The following is a 16,405-nucleotide window of genomic DNA, read 5'->3' as shown; positions in this document are numbered from 1 at the left end:
CACTTCGCCGCGCACTCGACAGTGACGGAACCCCTGTGATCACCACTACAGGCCTCACCAAGGTCTACCCGGCGCGTGGCCGTGAAGTCACCGCCCTGGACGGCGTCGACCTGCACGTCCGCGAGGGCGAGGTGTACGGAGTCATCGGCCAGAGCGGCGCCGGGAAGTCCTCGCTCATCCGCTGCGTCAACCTGCTGGAGCGGCCCACCGCCGGCACGGTGACCGTCGACGGCCAGGACCTCACCGCACTCGCCGGCCGTGGCCGGCGCGCCGGCAAGGAGCTGCGCCAGGCGCGCAGCCGCATCGGCATGGTCTTCCAGCACTTCAACCTCCTCTCCTCGCGCACCGTGAAGGACAACATCGAGCTGCCGCTCGAAATCCTCGGCGTGTCCGGACAGGAGCGCTCCCGCAAGGCCCTGGAGCTGCTCGACCTCGTCGGCCTCGCCGACAAGGCCAAGGCCTACCCCGCCCAGCTCTCCGGCGGCCAGAAGCAGCGCGTCGGCATCGCCCGCGCCCTGGCCGGCGACCCCAAGGTGCTGCTCTCCGACGAGGCAACCTCGGCCCTCGACCCCGAGACCACCCGCTCGATCCTCCAGCTCCTGCGCGACCTCAACCAGCAGCTCGGCCTGACCGTCCTGCTCATCACGCACGAGATGGACGTCGTCAAGACGATCTGCGACTCGGCCGCGCTGATGAAGAAGGGCCGGATCGTCGAGTCCGGCACGGTGAGCCAGCTCCTGGCGACACCGGGATCCGAGCTCGCGCAGGAGCTCTTCCCGGTCGGCGGGCAGGCGTCGGGCCCCGGCCGCACCGTCATCGACGTCACCTTCCACGGTGAGGCCGCGACGCAGCCGGTGATCTCCCAGCTCTCCCGTACGTACAACATCGACATCTCGATCCTGGGCGCCGCGATGGACACCGTCGGCGGCAACCAGATCGGCCGGATGCGCATCGAGCTGCCCGGCCGGTACGACGAGAACGTCGTCCCCGTCGGCTTCCTGCGCGAGCAGGGGCTCCAGGTCGAAGTCGTCGACGACGAACAGGCCGCGGCCGGCTCCGCCGGCGTACCGGCGCAGGCCGCCACCCCCGCCCTGGTGAAGGAAGGTGCCAAGTGAACTGGTCGGAGATGCAGCCGCTGCTGACGCAGGGCACCATCGACACCCTCTACATGGTGCTGTGGTCGACCCTGGTGTCGGTCATCGGCGGCCTGCCGCTCGGCATCCTGCTCGTCCTCACGGACAAGGGCGGACTGCTCCAGAACGTGGCCGTCAACAAGGTCATCGGCGTGATCGTGAACATCGGCCGGTCGCTGCCGTTCATCATCCTGCTGATCGCCCTCATCCCCTTCACGACGCTGGTCGTCGGTACGTTCATCGGCCCCAGCGCGATGATCGTGCCGCTCGCCATCGGCGCCATCCCGTTCTTCGCCCGGCTCGTCGAGACGGCGATCCGCGAGGTCGACCACGGCCTGGTCGAGGCGGTCCAGGCGATGGGCGGCGGCGTACCGACCGTCGTGTTCAAGGTGCTGCTGCCGCAGTCCCTGCCGTCCCTGATCTCCGGCATCACCACCACCGTGATCGTGCTCGTCGGCTACTCCGCGATGGCGGGCGCGGTCGGCGGCGAAGGCCTCGGCAGCAAGGCCGTCACATACGGATACCAGCGCTTCGAGACCGAGTTCATGCTGGTCACCGTGGTCATTCTGATCGCACTCGTGACCATCGTGCAGCTCATCGGCGACGGCGCGATCCGGCTCCTGGCGCGTCGCGGCCGTACCGCCTCCTAGAACCGTCTCTCCCCAAGAAGCCCGCACTCCTTGTCCGGGCGACACCACCGCAACACCAGAAAGAGGCACTTTTCGTGCGTAAGAACATCAAGATCACCGCGGCTGCCGCCGCCTCCGCCGCCCTCGCTTTCGGCCTCACCGCCTGCGGCACCGCCTCCGACCCGGGCGCCAAGACTGAGCCGGGCGGCAAGGCCGACCCGTCCAAGGCGCTCGTCGTCGCCGCGTCCCCGACGCCGCACGCCGACATCCTGAACTACGTCAAGGACAACCTGGCGGTGAAGGCCGGCCTGAAGCTGGAGGTCAAGGAGTTCACGGACTACGTCCTGCCGAACACCGCCACCCAGAGCGGCGAGGTCGACGCCAACTTCTTCCAGCACAAGCCGTACCTCGACGACTTCAACCAGAAGAAGGGCACCACCATCGTGCCTGTCGCCGATGTCCACCTGGAGCCGCTGGCCCTCTACTCCAAGAAGGCCAAGGACATCAAGGACATCAAGCCCGGCCAGACGGTCGCGGTGCCCAACGACACCACCAACGAGGGCCGCGCGCTCAAGCTGCTCGCGGACAACGGCCTGATCACGCTCGAGGACGGCGCGGGCCAGGACGCCAAGCTGTCCGACATCAAGGACAAGAAGGGCCTTGAGTTCAAGGAGCTGGAGGCGGCCACGCTGCCCCGCGCCCTGAACGACGTCGACGCGGCCGTCATCAACGGCAACTACGCCATCGAGGCCGACCTCAAGCCCGCGAAGGACTCGCTGGTGATCGAGAAGGCCGAAGGCAACCCGTACGCCAACTTCCTCGCGGTCAAGAAGGGCAACGAGAAGGACGCGCGCGTCCAGAAGCTCGCCAAGCTCCTCAACTCCGCCGAGGTCAAGAAGTTCATCGACGACAAGTACGCCGGCTCGGTCGTGCCGGCCTTCGGTGCCGTCAAGTCCTGACGCCCGCACGCTCCTTGTGAGCGAAGGCCCCGCCAGTCCGCAGCGGCTGCGCGGGGCCTTCGCATCCCAGGAGCCCCGCCACCCGGCCATGCACACGGCAGGGATGATGCTGCATGCTGTGCCTTTACGTCCTTCACGACGGTCCACGGCATGGAGCTGCGCATGACTACCACCTTCCCGGACATCTCCATCAGCACGGACCGGCTGGTGTTGCGCCCCTTCGACGAATCCGACATCCCGCCGCTCACCGAGATGATGCGCGACGAACTGGTCATCGCCTGGACCGCCGCCCCGCACCCCTACACCACGCTCGACGCCGAGCGCTGGGTCCGCAGGATCGCTCCTTCTGAGCGCACCCAGGGCCGCGGCATCGCCTTCGCCGTCACCGAATTCCTCACCCAGCGACTCGTCGGGACCGTCCACCTCCAGCACACCGACTGGCGCACCCGCGCCACCGAAGTCTCCTACGTGACGGCCCCCTGGGCGCGCGGCGAGGGCTACGCCACCGAGGCGGTGCTCGCCGTCGCCCAGTGGATCTTCCGCGACCAGCGGTTCGAGCGCCTGGAACTGCGCACCGCCGCCGACAACACCGCCTCCCAGCAAGTCGCGCAGAAAATCGGCTGCATCAGCGAGGGCGTCCTGCGCAACGCCTGGATAGCCCGCACGCGGACCGAGAACGGCACGGACGGCGGATGGACCGACATCCGCACCGATTTGATCGTATGGAGCCTGCTGCCCGAGGATCTCGAAGGTGTGGCCGACCGGATGGCCGACGCGGGCGGTTACGGGTCGTACAACGACTGGAACTGACCGCCCGCCCGAGGCCGTCCTGGTCTGTACCAGATACGCTCACCTCGCGCCGCCCCACCCGCCCCGGCCACACCCCCACGCACCAACCAGCGACAACTCCAGGAGACTGACAGGATGGCCGACCGGGTCACGGTGATCGGCTGGGACGGATCGCCGCTCACCGCCGCGGCCAGGTCCGCACTCGCGGCCGCCACCCTCGTCGCGGGCGCCGCGCACCACCTGGCGCTCCCCGAAGTGCCGCCGGGCGCCGAGCGCATCCGCCTCGGCAGCGTCGACCTCGCCGCCCGCCGCATCGCGGGCCACCGGGGCACGGCCGTCGTCCTCGCCGACGGAGACCCCGGCTTCTTCGGCGTCGTACGGACGCTGCGCGCACCTCAGCACGGCCTGGAGGTCGAAGTCGTGCCCGCCGTCTCGTCGGTGGCCACCGCGTTCGCCCGCGCCGGGATGCCCTGGGACGACGCCCAGATCGTCGTCGCCCACCGCCGCACGCTGCGCCGCGCCGTCAATGTGTGCCGGGCGCACACCAAGGTCGCGGTGCTCACGTCACCGGGCGCCGGCCCCGCCGAACTCGCCCTGCTGCTCGAAGGAGTCCACCGCACCTTCGTCATCTGCGAGGAACTGGGCACGGCCCGCGAGCAGGTCACCGTCCTGACGTCCGACAAGGCCGCCGACCACGCCTGGCGCGACCCCAATGTCGTCATCGTCATCGGCGGCAGCGCCGGACCCGCCGGCCCCGACGGCACGGGCGGCGGCTGGATGGGCGGCCGGGACCCCGGCTATCCGCCCGCCGTACGGGGCTGGGCGCTGCCCGCCGAGGAGTACGGCGCCGGGCGGCCGGGCGAGCGACCTGGGCAGGCGGCCGGGCAAGGGATCACGCAAGGGCTCGGGGAGGGTGAGTCCGCCGGGCTCCGGGCCGCCCAACTGGCCCGTCTCGGGCCGCGTACCGGCGACCTGGTCTGGGACATCGGCTCGGGCAGCGGGGCGCTCGCCGTCGAGGCGGCCAGGTTCGGCGCGGCGGTCATCGCTGTCGACGCCGACCCGGACGCGTGCGGCCGTACGACAGCCGCCGCACGGCGTTTCGGCGTACAGCTCCATGTCGTGCACGGGCGGGCGCCGTACATCCTGGAAGACCTGCCCGAACCCGATGTCGTACGCATCGGGGGCGGGGGAGTGCCCGTCGTCTCGGCGTGCGCGGACCGCAGGCCCGAGCGCATCGTGACGCACGCGTCCACGCGCGACGAGGCGGAGGCGATCGGCAGGGCACTCGCCGAGGGCGGTTACGCCGTCGAATGCGCGCTGCTCCAGTCCGTCGAACTCGACACCGACGCCTGGTCGGAACGCGACCGCTCGGTGGTCTTCCTGCTCTCCGGCGTCCATGAGCGGCGCGAAGCCTCCCGATGAGCGGGAGCGGCCGCCCGGCGGAACGGGCAGCCGGAATGCGCCCCATGATGATGCCGCTGCGTGGCGCGGGGTAGGCTGGCCGATCGTTGTACCGCAGCCGGGCGTTCGGTGCTTCGTGCGCCAATGTCCGGAAACGGGGCCCGTTTTGGAGCTCTATGTGGTACGGCGCAGCCGGGGGCGCGCAACGTGGCGCAGCCCACACCGGGCCGTGGCGGGACTTCCTGCCCTGGCGGCGAACGGCCGCGAGAATGCATGGTGTCCGCGGGGCATTCGTGCCGCGTGACAGGGACGCTCGTTCTTCCGTTGAACGGGTGCCGAACGTGCCGCGAGCGGGCGTCCCAGGGCGAAGGGCCGAAGGAGCACAAGCGATGGGCGAGGGGTACGCATGACTGACACCGGCCGGGTCTCGGGCGAGGGACTGCCGGAGGACGCAGGCATGGTGGCGCAGCCGGGCATCGCCGCTCCGGACGCGTACGCCTTCCTAGAACCCTCCGAGAGCGCAGCCGAGGACGACGACCTGCTGCTGATGCCGGGCGCGCAGGGCGCGTGGAGCGACCCTCAGGTCGTGCCGGCGCAGCAGGCGCAGGAGCGGCAGGCGCCGCCGCCGATACAGCAGGTGGCCCAGCCCCAGCCCCAGCAGGCGCCCCAGCCGACGGAAACTCCCGAGCCGCAGGCGGCCTCCGCCCCCGACGGGCAGAGCGCGCCGCAGCACCCCGAGGCGGCCCAGGCCCCGCAGCCGCAGCCCGTGCCTCAGCCCAACCTCCAGATGGACGGACCCGGACCCGGCGCGCACGAGACCGGTGGCCGCGACTCCGGTTCCATCGACCTCAGCGTCGTACGGACTCCGCAGCCGCAGCCAGCGCCGGCAGCGGCCCAGGCCCCCACACCCACGCCCGCACGCCGTCCCCTGCACCTCGGCCCGCCGGTGCCCGACGCGACCGGTGGCGTCGTACGATCGCTGGCCGACCGCGGACCCGCGGCCGGTGCTGGTGCGCCCAGCGCGGCGACGATGCCGCAGAATCCGGGGCCCGTACGGCAGCCTGGCCCGCCGGTCACCGGCCCCGAGTACCTGGACATTCCGAGTGAAGAAGCGGCCGCGCTGCCAGGGCCCCAGCTCGGCATGATTCCGTCACAGGCTGCTATGTCTTGGCCTCGGCCGCAGGAGTCTCAGGTGCCTCAGGAGATCCCCGCAGAAACGGTCGTTCCGGAGATCGTCGCACCGGAATCCCAGCCCCACGTCGCGCCTGAGCCCACGGCTGAGCCCGTTCCGGCGCCCGCGCCGGTGGCGGAGGAGGCGGCGAGCGTCCCGGCCGCACCGGAGCCGGTGACGGCGGAGCCAGCCGCCGCCGAGCCGGTGGCGCCCGAGACAGCCGCTCCGGAGACGGTTGCTCCGGTGACCGCTGCTCCGGAGCCTGTTGCCGCGGAGCCCGCCGCTCCCGAGCCTGTTGCTCACGAAGCCCAGCAGCCCGAACCGCAGCAGCCCGAACCGGAGCAGGCCCAGCCACAGCAGCCGCTGCCGCCGCAGGAACCTCAGGGGCCTCAGGCCGTCGGCCAGTTCGTCCCGGTCGAGGGTTCTCTCGCCACCGAGCCGCACCTCGCTCCTGCGCCGGTCGAAGAGCCGGCCGCCGAGCCCGTCCCCGAGCCGGTAGCGGAAGCGACCCCGGCCGCTGTTGCCGCCGAGGCAGCACCGGTGCCCGAGGCGGCGCCCGAGCCGGAGACGGTGCCGGTGCCCGAGGCAGCACCCGTGCCCGAGACGGCGCCGGAAGCGGAGGTCGCCCCCGCCGCCGCGCCCGCTCCGCAACCCGCCGAGGCTCCGGTACCAGCACCGGTACCGGAACCCGAGCCCGTCGCGGTCGCGGAGCCGGTGGCCGAGCCGCAGCCCGTGCCCCAACCGGCCACAGCGGCCATCGAGCCGCAGCCGCAGCCGCAGCCGCAGCCGGAGCCGGAGTCCCAGCCGGACGCCGCCCCTGTCCCGGAGCAGCTCGCCGAGCACGTGGCGGCAGCGTCTCTCCCCCTCCTCGTACCCGCGCCGCGCGACGGTGGCCCCGCCGCCGAGCTGCCCGTACAGCAGGGCCCGGAGCCGGTGGCCGAACCCGCGCAGGCAACGGCCGCGCCCCCCCAGCCGGAAGCGATTGCCGAGCCCGAGCCCGAGCCCACGCCCGAACCGGCGCCGGTGGTTTCCGAGACCGCCACTCCCTCCGCCACCGCCAGTTCCTCCACCTCAGCCCCCGCCCCCGCTCCCGGATACGACGACGCCGAGCGCGAAGCTGTCCTGCGGGTCATGCGGGAGCGCCGGGACATCCGTAACGGCTTCCGCAGCGACCCCATCCCGCACGAGGTCCTCCTCCGCGTCCTCGAAGCAGCGCACACCGCGCCGAGCGTCGGCCACTCCCAGCCCTGGGACTTCGTGGTCATCCGCTCCGCCGAGACCCGCCGGACGATGCACGAACTCGCCGTCCGCCAGCGCGACGCGTACGCCAAGTCGCTGCCCAAGGGCCGGGCGAAGCAGTTCAAGGAACTGAAGATCGAGGCCATCCTCGACACCCCGGTGAACATCGTCGTCACTGCAGACCCGACCCGCGGCGGCCGCCACACCCTCGGCCGCCACACGCAGCCGCAGATGGCGCCGTACTCCTCCGCGCTCGCGGTCGAGAACCTCTGGCTCGCCGCCCGAGCCGAAGGGCTGGGCGTCGGCTGGGTCAGCTTCTTCGACGAGCGCGAGATGGTCCGCGCGCTGGGCCTGCCGGAGCACCTCGAAGTAGTCGCGTACCTCTGCGTCGGCTACGTCGACGAGTTCCCAGAAGAACCCGAGCTGATGCAGGCGGGCTGGTCCAAGCGCCGCCCGCTCTCCTGGGTCGTCCACGAGGAGACGTACGGCCGCAGAGCCCTGCCCGGCGAGGAGCCGCACGATCTCCTCCAGGAGACCGTCTCCAACATCCGCCCCCTCGACGCCAAGGCGCTCGGCGAGGCATGGGAACGCCAGAAGCGCATGACGAAGCCGGCCGGTGCGCTCGGCATGCTGGAGATCATCTCCGCGCAGCTGAGCGGCCTGTCCCGGATGTGCCCGCCCCCCATCCCAGAACCGGCGGCCGTCGCGATCTTCGCGGGCGACCACGGTGTGCACGCCCAGGGCGTCACCGCCTGGCCGCAGGAGGTGACATCGCAGATGGTCGCCAACATCCTCGGCGGCGGCGCGGTCTGCAACGCCTTCGCGAGCCAGGTCGGGGCGGAGGTCTGCGTGGTGGACGTGGGCGTAGCGGGCGAACTGCCTTCCACGCCGGGCCTGTTGCCGCGCAAGGTACGTGCGGGCACGGCGGACTTCACCACGGGGCAGGCGCTCACCCACGAGGAGGTGCTCGCCGCGATCGAGGTGGGCATCGAGACGGCGCGCGATCTGGTGGCGGCGGGCAACAAGGCGCTGGTCACCGGCGAGATGGGCATTGCCAACACCACGGTGTCGGCCGCTCTGATCGCCGTGTACACGGGCCAGGACCCGGCTGAGATCACCGGCCGTGGTACGGGCATCAACGACGAGATGCACGCCCGCAAGGTGGACGTCGTACGCCGCGCCCTGGAGCTCCACCAGCCGGACCCGGCGGACCCGATCGGCGTCCTGGCGGCGGTCGGCGGCCTGGAACACGCGGCGCTGGTCGGGTTCCTGCTCGGCGGAGCGTCGCTGCGTACGCCGGTGATCCTGGACGGCGTGAGCGCGGGAGCGGCCGCTCTGGTCGCCCGCGCGATCGCGCCCGAGGCGCTGGCGGCCTGCATCGCGGGCCACCGCAGCGCGGAACCGGGCCACGTGGCCGCCCTGAACAAGCTGGGCCTGCGCCCGCTGGTGGACCTGGACCTCCGCCTCGGCGAGGGCACGGGCGCGCTGCTGGCGCTCCCGGTCGTCCAGAGCGCGGCGAGGGCGATGCACGAGGTCGCCACGTTCGACTCGGCCGGAGTGACCGAGAAGTAGCCCGCACGCAACTGCAGGCCGTGCCCGCCGCGCTCATGCGCGGGGGCACGGCCCTTCTGGCCGTGTGCGGGACACGGGTCCCGAGTGGGCCCGCAGCGCCCCCGGATGCCTGCCCGAGGTGCGGAGGGGACGTGTCGGGGTGCTCCCCGCAGGGTGTCGAACGCAACGAGTCCGCATGTACGCAGCGGTACCGGAACGTTCGGCACCCGAGGAGACGCCCCGAGGCGGCCCCGTCCCCGCGACCTGGCCGTTGCCGGACACGGGTCCCGAGTGGGCCCGTAGCGCCCCCGGATGCCTGCCCGAGGTGCGGGAGGGGACGTGTCGGGGTGCTCCCCGCAGGGTGTCGAACGCAACGAGTCCGCATGTACGCAGCGGTACCCGAACGTTCGGCACCCGAGGAGACGCCCCGACGCGGCCCCGCCCCGACGCCCCCGCGACGCGGCCCCGGCCAAAGGCCCCCACTCCACGGCCGCCGCCCCCGCCCCCGCCCCCGCCCCCGGTGACCCCGCCGCCCCCGGCCCGTAAGGTATTCGCGGGGGCACCGAACCCCGCCCCACCAGCCGCTTCACCGTCGCAGCGGCACAAGGCCCCAGCCAAGGCACCCAAGCCACAGAGTGGCGAAGCCGCAAGCCGCACCCACCTCCCCGCCCCGAGGAGCCGCACGCCATGACCGCGCCGCACGCCGCCGCAGGCGACCCATACCCCGCCTACCCCGTCGGACTCCGCCTCGCCGGCCGGCGCGTCGTCGTCATCGGCGGCGGTCAGGTCGCCCAGCGACGACTCCCGGCGCTCATCGCGACCGGCGCCGACATCGTCCTCGTATCGCCGTCCGCCACCCCCTCCGTCGAGGCGATGGCAGAAGCCGGTGAGATCCGCTGGGAGCGGCGGCCGTACGCCGAAGGGGACCTGGCCGACGCCTGGTACGCCCTGATCGCGTCCACCGACACCGCCGCCAACGCCGCCGCCTCCGCCGAAGCCGAACGTACCCGCACGTGGTGCGTCCGCTCCGACGACGCCGAAGCCGCCACCGCCTGGACCCCCGCCACCGGCCGCTCCGAGGGCGTGACCGTGGCCGTCCTCACCAGCGGCGGCCCCGACCCCCGCCGCACGGCCGCCGTACGCGACGCCATCGTCGAGGGCCTGCGCGACGGCACCCTGGTCGCCCCCCAGCACCGCACCCGTACCGCCGGCGTCGCCCTCGTCGGCGGCGGCCCCGGCGACCCGGACCTGATCACGGTCCGCGGCCGCCGCCTCCTCGCCGAGGCCGACGTCGTCATCGCCGACCGCCTCGGCCCGCGCGACCTCCTCGACGAACTCCCGCCGCACGTCGAAGTGATCGACGCCGCGAAGATCCCGTACGGCCGCTTCATGGCGCAGGAGGCCATCAACAACGCGCTCATCGAGCACGCGAAGGCGGGCAAGGCGGTCGTACGCCTCAAGGGCGGCGACCCCTTCGTCTTCGGCCGCGGCATGGAGGAGGCCCAGGCGCTCGCCGAGGCCGGCATCCCGTGCACCGTGGTCCCCGGCATCTCCAGCTCCATCAGCGTCCCCGGCGCGGCCGGGATCCCCGTGACCCACCGCGGCGTCGCGCACGAGTTCACGGTGATCAGCGGCCACGTCGCCCCCGAGGACCCGCGTTCCCTCGTCGACTGGAAGGCGGTCGCGGGCCTGCGCGGCACGCTCGTGCTCCTCATGGCCGTGGAGCGGATCGGCGCGATCGCCGCGGCCCTGACGGCGTACGGCCGCTCACCCGAGACGCCCGTGGCGATCATCCAGGAAGGCACGATGGCCGCCCAGCGCCGCGTGGACGCGACGCTCGCGACGGTCGCGGAGAAGGCCAGGTCGGAGGACGTACGCCCGCCGACCGTCATCGTCATCGGCGACGTGGTCAACGTAGGACCGAAGCAAGCAAACCAAGGCCGACCAAGGCGCATATGACGCACGGTCCCCATTACCGGAGCTCGTAACCTCCGGTAATCATCCCCCCGCCCCACCCGTTGGCACCGCATCCACGACAAGGCAGTATCACCCTGTGGCCGATCTCATCACCATCGACGATCCCGACGACCCGCGCCTGCGCGACTACACGGGCCTGACCGACGTCGAGCTCCGGCGCAGGCGCGAGCCCGTCGAGGGGCTCTTCATCGCCGAGGGCGAGAAGGTCATCAGGCGTGCCAGGCACGCCGGTTACGAGATGCGGTCGATGCTGCTCTCCGCCAAGTGGGTCGACGTCATGCGCGACGTCATCGACGAGGTCCCGGCCCCGGTGTACGCCGTGAGCCCGGACCTCGCCGAACGCGTCACCGGGTACCACGTGCACCGCGGCGCCCTCGCCTCGATGCAGCGCAGGCCCCTCCCGACCGCCGAGGACCTGCTCGCGACGGCACGCCGGGTCGTCGTCATGGAGGCGGTCAACGACCACACCAACATCGGCGCGATCTTCCGCAGCGCCGCCGCCCTCGGCATGGACGCCGTGCTGCTCTCCCCGGACAGCGCCGACCCGCTCTACCGCAGGTCGGTCAAGGTCTCCATGGGCGCGGTCTTCTCGGTGCCGTACGCCCGGCTGGAGTCCTGGCCCAAGGACCTGGAGAAGGTACGGGAGGCCGGCTTCAAGCTCCTCGCCCTCACCCCCGACGAGAAGGCATCGGCGATCGACGACGCGGCCCCGCACCGCCTCGACCGGGTCGCCCTGATGCTCGGCGCGGAGGGCGACGGCCTGTCCAGGCAGGCGCTCGTCGCCGCCGACGAGTGGGTCCGTATCCCGATGGCACACGGCGTCGATTCGCTGAACGTCGGGGCGGCAGCCGCGGTCGCGTTCTACGCGGTGGCGACAGGCCGCCCGCAGTCCTGACCGGAGACCGGGCGCCCTTCAGACCGGGTCGCCCCGGTGAGACCAGCCGCCGTGAGACCAGCCGCCCCCGAGAGACCGGCCGCCCCGTGAGGCCGCCCGCCCCCATGAGACCGGTCAGCTCTTTGATCGCGGCCGGCTTGCTCAGTAATCGTGGCCGTCCGGTGGCGAGCCGCCGGGGCTCAGAGGACCCGCGGCCCCTCCTGGGCCGGCTGCCGCTCCACCTCATGTGTTACGCCGAGACTCCTGTCCGGGCCCTGACACCCCTGCGCCGCCGTGATCCCCAGCGCCACCAGCAGCGTCACCACGACGAAGACGACGAGGCGCTGCCGCAGCAGCTTCGGGTTCGCCGGACGCCGCCCGGCGAATGTCGTTCTGGCCCCCGTCCTGGTGCCTGGCCGCCCGTTCGTACGACCGCCTGAACGCGTGGTACTGCGCCCGGCCGACGGCCGTGAACCCGACCGCGGCGTCGAGGCGCGCGGAGCCTGCGCGCGCGGCGCGGGCGTACCCGCCGGGCGCCCCCGTTCGGTGTCCTGCTCGACGTACCGCTCGGTGAGCCGCCCGGTGGGCCGGTCGTGATCGGCGCGCGACGTGTGCGGCCGCGCCTCACCGACACCCTGGGCCTCCCGAGCCGCGATCTCCTTGAGCCGCATCGAGAGCTGCAGCGTGCTGGGCCGTTCCTCCGGATCCTTGGCGAGACAGGCCCGCACCAGCGGCGCGAGGGCGTCGGGCACTCCGTACAGCTGCGGCTCCTCGTGCACCACGCGGTACAGCATCACCTCCGAACTGCCCTGCCCGAAAGGGGAGTCGGCCGTGGCGGCGTACGCCAGCGTGGCCCCGAGGGCGAACACGTCCGTGGCCGGTGTGACCGCCGCGCCGCGCACCTGCTCGGGGGCCAGGAAGCCGGGGGAGCCCACCGCCGTTCCCACATGCGTGAGGGTGCTGGCCCCGGTCGCCCAGGCGATGCCGAAGTCGATGATGCGCGGGCCCTTGGGCGACAGCAGGATGTTCGACGGCTTCAGGTCGCGGTGGACAACACCGGCCTCGTGCACGGCCACCAGCCCCTCCGACAGCGCCGCACCGATGGCGGCCACGTCGCAGGCCGTCAGCGGACCCTCTTCGGCCACCTTGTCGTGCAGTGAGGGCCCCGGTACGTACTGGGTTGCGAACCACGGCCGGTCCGCCTCCAGGTCGGCCGCCACCAGCCGCGCCGTACAGCCGCCCCGGATCCGCCGCGCGGCGGACACCTCGCGCGCGAAGCGCGACCTGAATTCCTGGTCCTCCGCCAGGTCCGGCCGGATCACCTTCAGAGCGACGCGCTGGCCGCGCCGGTCCGAGCCCAGGTAGACGACGCCCATGCCGCCCGCCCCCAGCCGCCGGTGAAGCCTGAACGAGCCGACGACACGCGGGTCCTCGCGCCGGAGCCGCATCATCGCCATGTCCGTCCCCTACCTCTGGTGGGGCCTCCCCCACGCCGCTGCTGACCGGTCCGTCCGACGTCGCACAGCTTACGTACCTGCGGCCCGGTGTGCTCATAGGCCGCGCCCTCTCGAATCGATCGATTGTCAGTGCCGGGTGGGAAACTTGAAGAGTGGTCAGGGGGCGGCCGATCCGCCGTCCCCGGCCCGTGCGAGATCTCAAAGATCCGTCGCAGAAGGGGGATTGGATCAATGAAGGGCGATCGCGTGGAGATAGTGGTCGACGCGGGAGACACGACGCGTACGTACGAGGTGGTGGCCTCGCGGGCAGGCCGGCGGGTGGAAACCGCGGTCCGTAGGGGAGTGGTCGAAGTGAGCGAAGTCACCCGAAGCGGCTCCGTGGTACGCACCGCGCGCTTCATGGCGACCAGGGTGCTCGCCCTGGTCGAACAGCCGGTCCCGAGGGAGGACGCCTCCGAACACCAGGAGGGCCCCCGCCCCCTCCGGGAAGACCCCAAGACGTAGGGCGGCCTCTCCACCCTGGGGAGTACGCCGCCGGGTGGTGGCTCATCCTCCGGGAGGCCCGGCAATCAGTACGCGGGCATGACGCCCCGGTCGTGACGCGCGCCTAATGTTGAGGTCAAGCGGCGGGTGGAGCACTCGTCCCCCGAGGTCAGACACCCGCCGCTGCCAACTCACGACAGGAGAGGGACCATGGCGGACACGGCGCCGCGGACGATGATCCGTACGCAGGGACGCAGGGCATTCGCCTCGTTCGGCGGCCGCCCGTCCGGCACGCGCCACCCCCTGGTGGCGACGGCCATGGTCCTTCCCTTCGCGGCGCTGCTCGTCGTCCTCTTCGGAGGCTGGGAAGCAGTGGTCACACAGGCGTCGTCCGTGGGCGTGATGCTCGGGCGCTGAGCGGCGCCCACGGCCCGGTAGAGCGGACCGGGCCAGGACATCCGGCCATTTCAAAACCCCGTGGGGACGGGGGTGCGGCGGACGACTGCGTTTGCCCGGACAGCTGGGGAGCTGTCCGGGCAACGCCTTTTTCCCTACCGGGTGGCAGCGCGCGATTTAACGCCGGGGCTCCCTGCAGCGGGCTTTTCCCCACCCCACCCCGCCCCTTCCCGCTGTGACACTTCACGGCTCCGCCGCGTGAGGGGCTCCGCCCCAGACCCCGGTCCTCAAGCGCCGGACGGGCTGGAGTGGGCCGGGGGTTGCTGGGCTCCGCCCGAGGCCCCGCTCCTCAAACGCCGGAGGGGCTGAGAGTTGCCGCTGTGCGGCAAATCCAGCCCGTCCGGCGTTTGAGGACATGCCCGCAGGGCGTCCGGGGGTCTGGGGGCTTGCCCCCCCGCGGCGGAGCCGCACATGTCACAGCCGGGAAGGGGCGGGGTGGGGAAAAGCCCAGCGCAGCGCCTAGGCTCCCGGGCGGCACCGCACCGCAGCCGCCGCACCGCACCACACCGCACCTAACCGCACCGAACCGCACACCCCTGGGGGGACCGGGACCGTGACCGTATCCGTCGCGCAAGCGCTGACCGCGGTCGCGCACGACGCCGCACCCCGGCCCGCCCAGACGCCCCCCGGCCACCGGACCACGCCCCCCGCCTGCCCCTGTCCCCGCCCCGACATCCTGGCCGACAGGCCGGACGGCACGGTCGTACGTCACGGCGACGTCGTCGCCAAGTCCCACGCACCCGACACGGACCCCGCCGCCCTCACCGCACGTATCGCCGTCGCCGCACACCCACTCCTCGCCGGCATCCTCCTGCCCCCTCTGCCCGTACCCGCCGCCGCGCGAGGGGGCGCCTTCACCACCGTGCTGCACGGCCGGCCCCTCACCCTGTGGCCGTACGGCACACCCGTCGACCCCGAGGACCCGGACGCCGCCCCCTGGGAGGACGCCGCGACCCTCCTCGCCCGGCTGCACGCGATCGCACCCGGCGCGCTCCAACTCCCCGCGCCGCTGCCGCCCATGCGCGGCCCGGCGAAGGCGGCCCGCGCCATCGCGCGCATGCGGGCGGCGACAGGCCCTCACCCTGCCTCTACCGCCACGGCCACCACCACCGCCGCCACGACAGCCGTACTCCGCGCCTGGGCCGGACTCCCGGCCTGGGCCCGCGACGAAGCCCCGCCGCCGCACGGCCGCGCAGCCCTGTGCCACGGCGACCTCCACCTCGGCCAGCTGGTCCGGCACCCGGCCGGCGCCCCGAGCACGGACCGCTGGCTGCTGATCGACGTGGACGACATGGGCATCGGCGACCCCGCCTGGGACCTGGCCCGCCCCGCCGCCTGGTACGCCGCGGGCCTGCTCGCGCCCGACGTCTGGGACCGCTTCCTCGGCGCGTACCGGTCCGCCGGCGGTACGGCCGTACGCCCCGACGGTGACCCCTGGCCCCAACTCGACGTCCCCGCCCGCGCCCTGACCGTCCAGACCGCCGCCCTCGCCCTCGCCAAGTCCGCCGCCGACAACCGGCCGCTGGACGAGGTGGAGGAAATGATGATCGAGGCCTGCGCCCGTATCGCCTCGCTGCCGCCCGAGTTGGCGTACGAAGCCACGCCGTAGGGTGAACGGACCGTCGCCGGGCATGCATTCCGGCGATGCCAGACCGACGGCGAGGAGTTGACCCGACCATGCAGTGCCCCAAGTGCCACGCGCCCATGCACACGTACAACCGCAACGGTGTCCAGATCGAGCAGTGCAGTGGTTGCCGCGGGATTTTTCTCGACTACGGCGAACTGGAATCACTGACCCGCCTCGAGTCGCAGTGGACGCAGCAGGCCCCGCCCCCGCCGCCGGCCCCCCAGGCCTACCCCGCAGCGCCCGCACCCGCCTGGGGCGCCCCGCAGCACGGCCACCACGGCGGTCACCACGGGGGCCACCACGGCGGACACCGTCAGAAGGGCTTCGGCCGGATGCTCTTCTCGTCCTGACCGCGCACACGAAGCAGCCCCCGGCCGTGGTCACGGTCGGGGGCTGCTTACTGGTGGTGCGCGATACTGGGATTGAACCAGTGACCTCTTCCGTGTCAGGGAAGCGCTCTCCCGCTGAGCTAATCGCGCGAGGGTCATTCAGTTGATCTTGCGGTCGTGCATCCTGCGTCCCGCATCCTGGGAACTGCATCCTGCATCCTGCGAACTGCGTGCGCGATACTGGGATTGAACCAGTGACCTCTTCCGTGTCAGGGAAGCGCTCTCCCGCTGAGCTAATCGCGCGGGACGGACACCCGTTTCCGGGGATCC

General features: G+C 72.4%; 13 protein-coding genes and 2 tRNA genes. 12 read left to right on the top strand and 3 right to left on the bottom strand.

Annotated features, from left to right (window positions below):
• Positions 1–35 precede the first annotated feature (35 nt).
• The 8 genes from G412_RS0130805 (at position 36) to G412_RS0130770 (ending at position 11,744) form a co-directional block, all read left to right on the top strand.
• The gene (locus tag G412_RS0130805) at positions 36–1,115 is read left to right on the top strand and encodes a methionine ABC transporter ATP-binding protein (RefSeq protein ID WP_028815388.1); all 1,080 of its coding nucleotides are present in this window, start codon (positions 36–38) and stop codon (positions 1,113–1,115) included.
• Positions 1,112–1,783 carry a methionine ABC transporter permease gene (locus G412_RS0130800; RefSeq protein WP_028815387.1) on the top strand — a complete coding sequence of 224 codons (672 nt, stop codon included), beginning with the start codon at positions 1,112–1,114 and terminating at the stop codon, positions 1,781–1,783. The genes G412_RS0130805 and G412_RS0130800 overlap by 4 nt, the downstream gene beginning before the upstream one ends.
• 74 nt (positions 1,784–1,857) lie before the next feature.
• Entirely contained in the window at positions 1,858–2,721 is an 864-nt protein-coding gene (locus tag G412_RS0130795; RefSeq protein WP_028815386.1) for a MetQ/NlpA family ABC transporter substrate-binding protein, read from the top strand.
• A gap of 162 nt (positions 2,722–2,883) precedes the next feature.
• Positions 2,884–3,531, top strand: coding sequence for a GNAT family N-acetyltransferase (locus G412_RS0130790; protein WP_051338724.1), 648 nt, complete (start codon positions 2,884–2,886; stop codon positions 3,529–3,531).
• Positions 3,532–3,645: 114 nt separating this feature from the next.
• Positions 3,646–4,932: a precorrin-6y C5,15-methyltransferase (decarboxylating) subunit CbiE gene (gene cbiE, locus G412_RS0130785; protein ID WP_028815384.1), complete on the top strand. Its 1,287-nt coding sequence runs from the start codon at positions 3,646–3,648 to the stop codon at positions 4,930–4,932.
• 385 nt (positions 4,933–5,317) lie between these two features.
• The gene (gene cobT, locus G412_RS0130780; RefSeq protein ID WP_028815383.1) at positions 5,318–8,893 is read left to right on the top strand and encodes a nicotinate-nucleotide--dimethylbenzimidazole phosphoribosyltransferase; all 3,576 of its coding nucleotides are present in this window, start codon (positions 5,318–5,320) and stop codon (positions 8,891–8,893) included.
• A 666-nt stretch (positions 8,894–9,559) separates the two neighbouring features.
• Positions 9,560–10,831 (top strand): uroporphyrinogen-III C-methyltransferase, encoded by a 1,272-nt coding sequence (gene cobA, locus G412_RS0130775; protein ID WP_028815382.1) that lies wholly within the window; start codon positions 9,560–9,562, stop codon positions 10,829–10,831.
• Between the two features lie 94 nt (positions 10,832–10,925).
• On the top strand, positions 10,926–11,744 hold the full coding sequence (locus tag G412_RS0130770) for a TrmH family RNA methyltransferase (RefSeq protein WP_028815381.1): 819 nt from the start codon (positions 10,926–10,928) through the stop codon (positions 11,742–11,744).
• A 179-nt stretch (positions 11,745–11,923) separates the two neighbouring features.
• Here the strand turns inward: G412_RS0130770 and G412_RS0130765 are convergent, their stop codons facing one another.
• Positions 11,924–13,180: a serine/threonine-protein kinase gene (locus G412_RS0130765; protein ID WP_028815380.1), complete on the bottom strand. Its 1,257-nt coding sequence runs from the start codon at positions 13,178–13,180 to the stop codon at positions 11,924–11,926.
• A gap of 231 nt (positions 13,181–13,411) precedes the next feature.
• Between G412_RS0130765 and G412_RS0130760 the strand changes: the two genes are divergently transcribed.
• The 4 genes from G412_RS0130760 (at position 13,412) to G412_RS0130745 (ending at position 16,096) form a co-directional block, all read left to right on the top strand.
• Entirely contained in the window at positions 13,412–13,684 is a 273-nt protein-coding gene (locus G412_RS0130760; RefSeq protein WP_028815379.1) for a hypothetical protein, read from the top strand.
• Positions 13,685–13,873: 189 nt separating this feature from the next.
• Positions 13,874–14,080, top strand: a complete 207-nt coding sequence (locus G412_RS0130755; RefSeq protein WP_028815378.1) for a hypothetical protein — start codon at positions 13,874–13,876, stop codon at positions 14,078–14,080.
• A 592-nt stretch (positions 14,081–14,672) separates the two neighbouring features.
• Positions 14,673–15,728 carry a phosphotransferase gene (locus G412_RS0130750; RefSeq protein ID WP_028815377.1) on the top strand — a complete coding sequence of 352 codons (1,056 nt, stop codon included), beginning with the start codon at positions 14,673–14,675 and terminating at the stop codon, positions 15,726–15,728.
• 68 nt (positions 15,729–15,796) lie between these two features.
• Positions 15,797–16,096: a TFIIB-type zinc ribbon-containing protein gene (locus tag G412_RS0130745; protein ID WP_028815376.1), complete on the top strand. Its 300-nt coding sequence runs from the start codon at positions 15,797–15,799 to the stop codon at positions 16,094–16,096.
• A gap of 54 nt (positions 16,097–16,150) precedes the next feature.
• Here G412_RS0130745 and G412_RS0130740 read toward each other — a convergent pair.
• Together G412_RS0130740 and G412_RS0130735 are read right to left on the bottom strand one after the other, a co-directional pair.
• Positions 16,151–16,225: transfer RNA gene (locus G412_RS0130740), tRNA-Val, on the bottom strand.
• An 81-nt stretch (positions 16,226–16,306) separates the two neighbouring features.
• Positions 16,307–16,378, bottom strand: a tRNA-Val gene (locus G412_RS0130735).
• Between the last annotated feature and the right edge of the window lie 27 nt (positions 16,379–16,405).

This window comes from Streptomyces flavidovirens DSM 40150, from assembly GCF_000429085.1.
Classification (GTDB): domain Bacteria; phylum Actinomycetota; class Actinomycetes; order Streptomycetales; family Streptomycetaceae; genus Streptomyces; species Streptomyces flavidovirens.
Note: the sequence above shows the minus strand (reverse complement) of the source record. Positions and strands in the feature narration are given on the sequence as shown.

Excerpts from the sequence above, each read along its gene's own strand:
- G412_RS0130745 (WP_028815376.1), top strand. The coding sequence starts at position 15,797 with ATGCAGTGCCCCAAGTGCCACGCGCCCATGCACACGTACAACCGCAAC.
- G412_RS0130790 (WP_051338724.1), top strand. The coding sequence starts at position 2,884 with ATGACTACCACCTTCCCGGACATCTCCATCAGCACGGACCGGCTGGTG.
- G412_RS0130765 (WP_028815380.1), bottom strand. The coding sequence starts at position 13,180 with ATGGCGATGATGCGGCTCCGGCGCGAGGACCCGCGTGTCGTCGGCTCG.
- cobA (WP_028815382.1), top strand. The coding sequence starts at position 9,560 with ATGACCGCGCCGCACGCCGCCGCAGGCGACCCATACCCCGCCTACCCC.
- cobT (WP_028815383.1), top strand. The coding sequence starts at position 5,318 with ATGACTGACACCGGCCGGGTCTCGGGCGAGGGACTGCCGGAGGACGCA.
- cbiE (WP_028815384.1), top strand. The coding sequence starts at position 3,646 with ATGGCCGACCGGGTCACGGTGATCGGCTGGGACGGATCGCCGCTCACC.
- G412_RS0130755 (WP_028815378.1), top strand. The coding sequence starts at position 13,874 with ATGGCGGACACGGCGCCGCGGACGATGATCCGTACGCAGGGACGCAGG.
- G412_RS0130760 (WP_028815379.1), top strand. The coding sequence starts at position 13,412 with ATGAAGGGCGATCGCGTGGAGATAGTGGTCGACGCGGGAGACACGACG.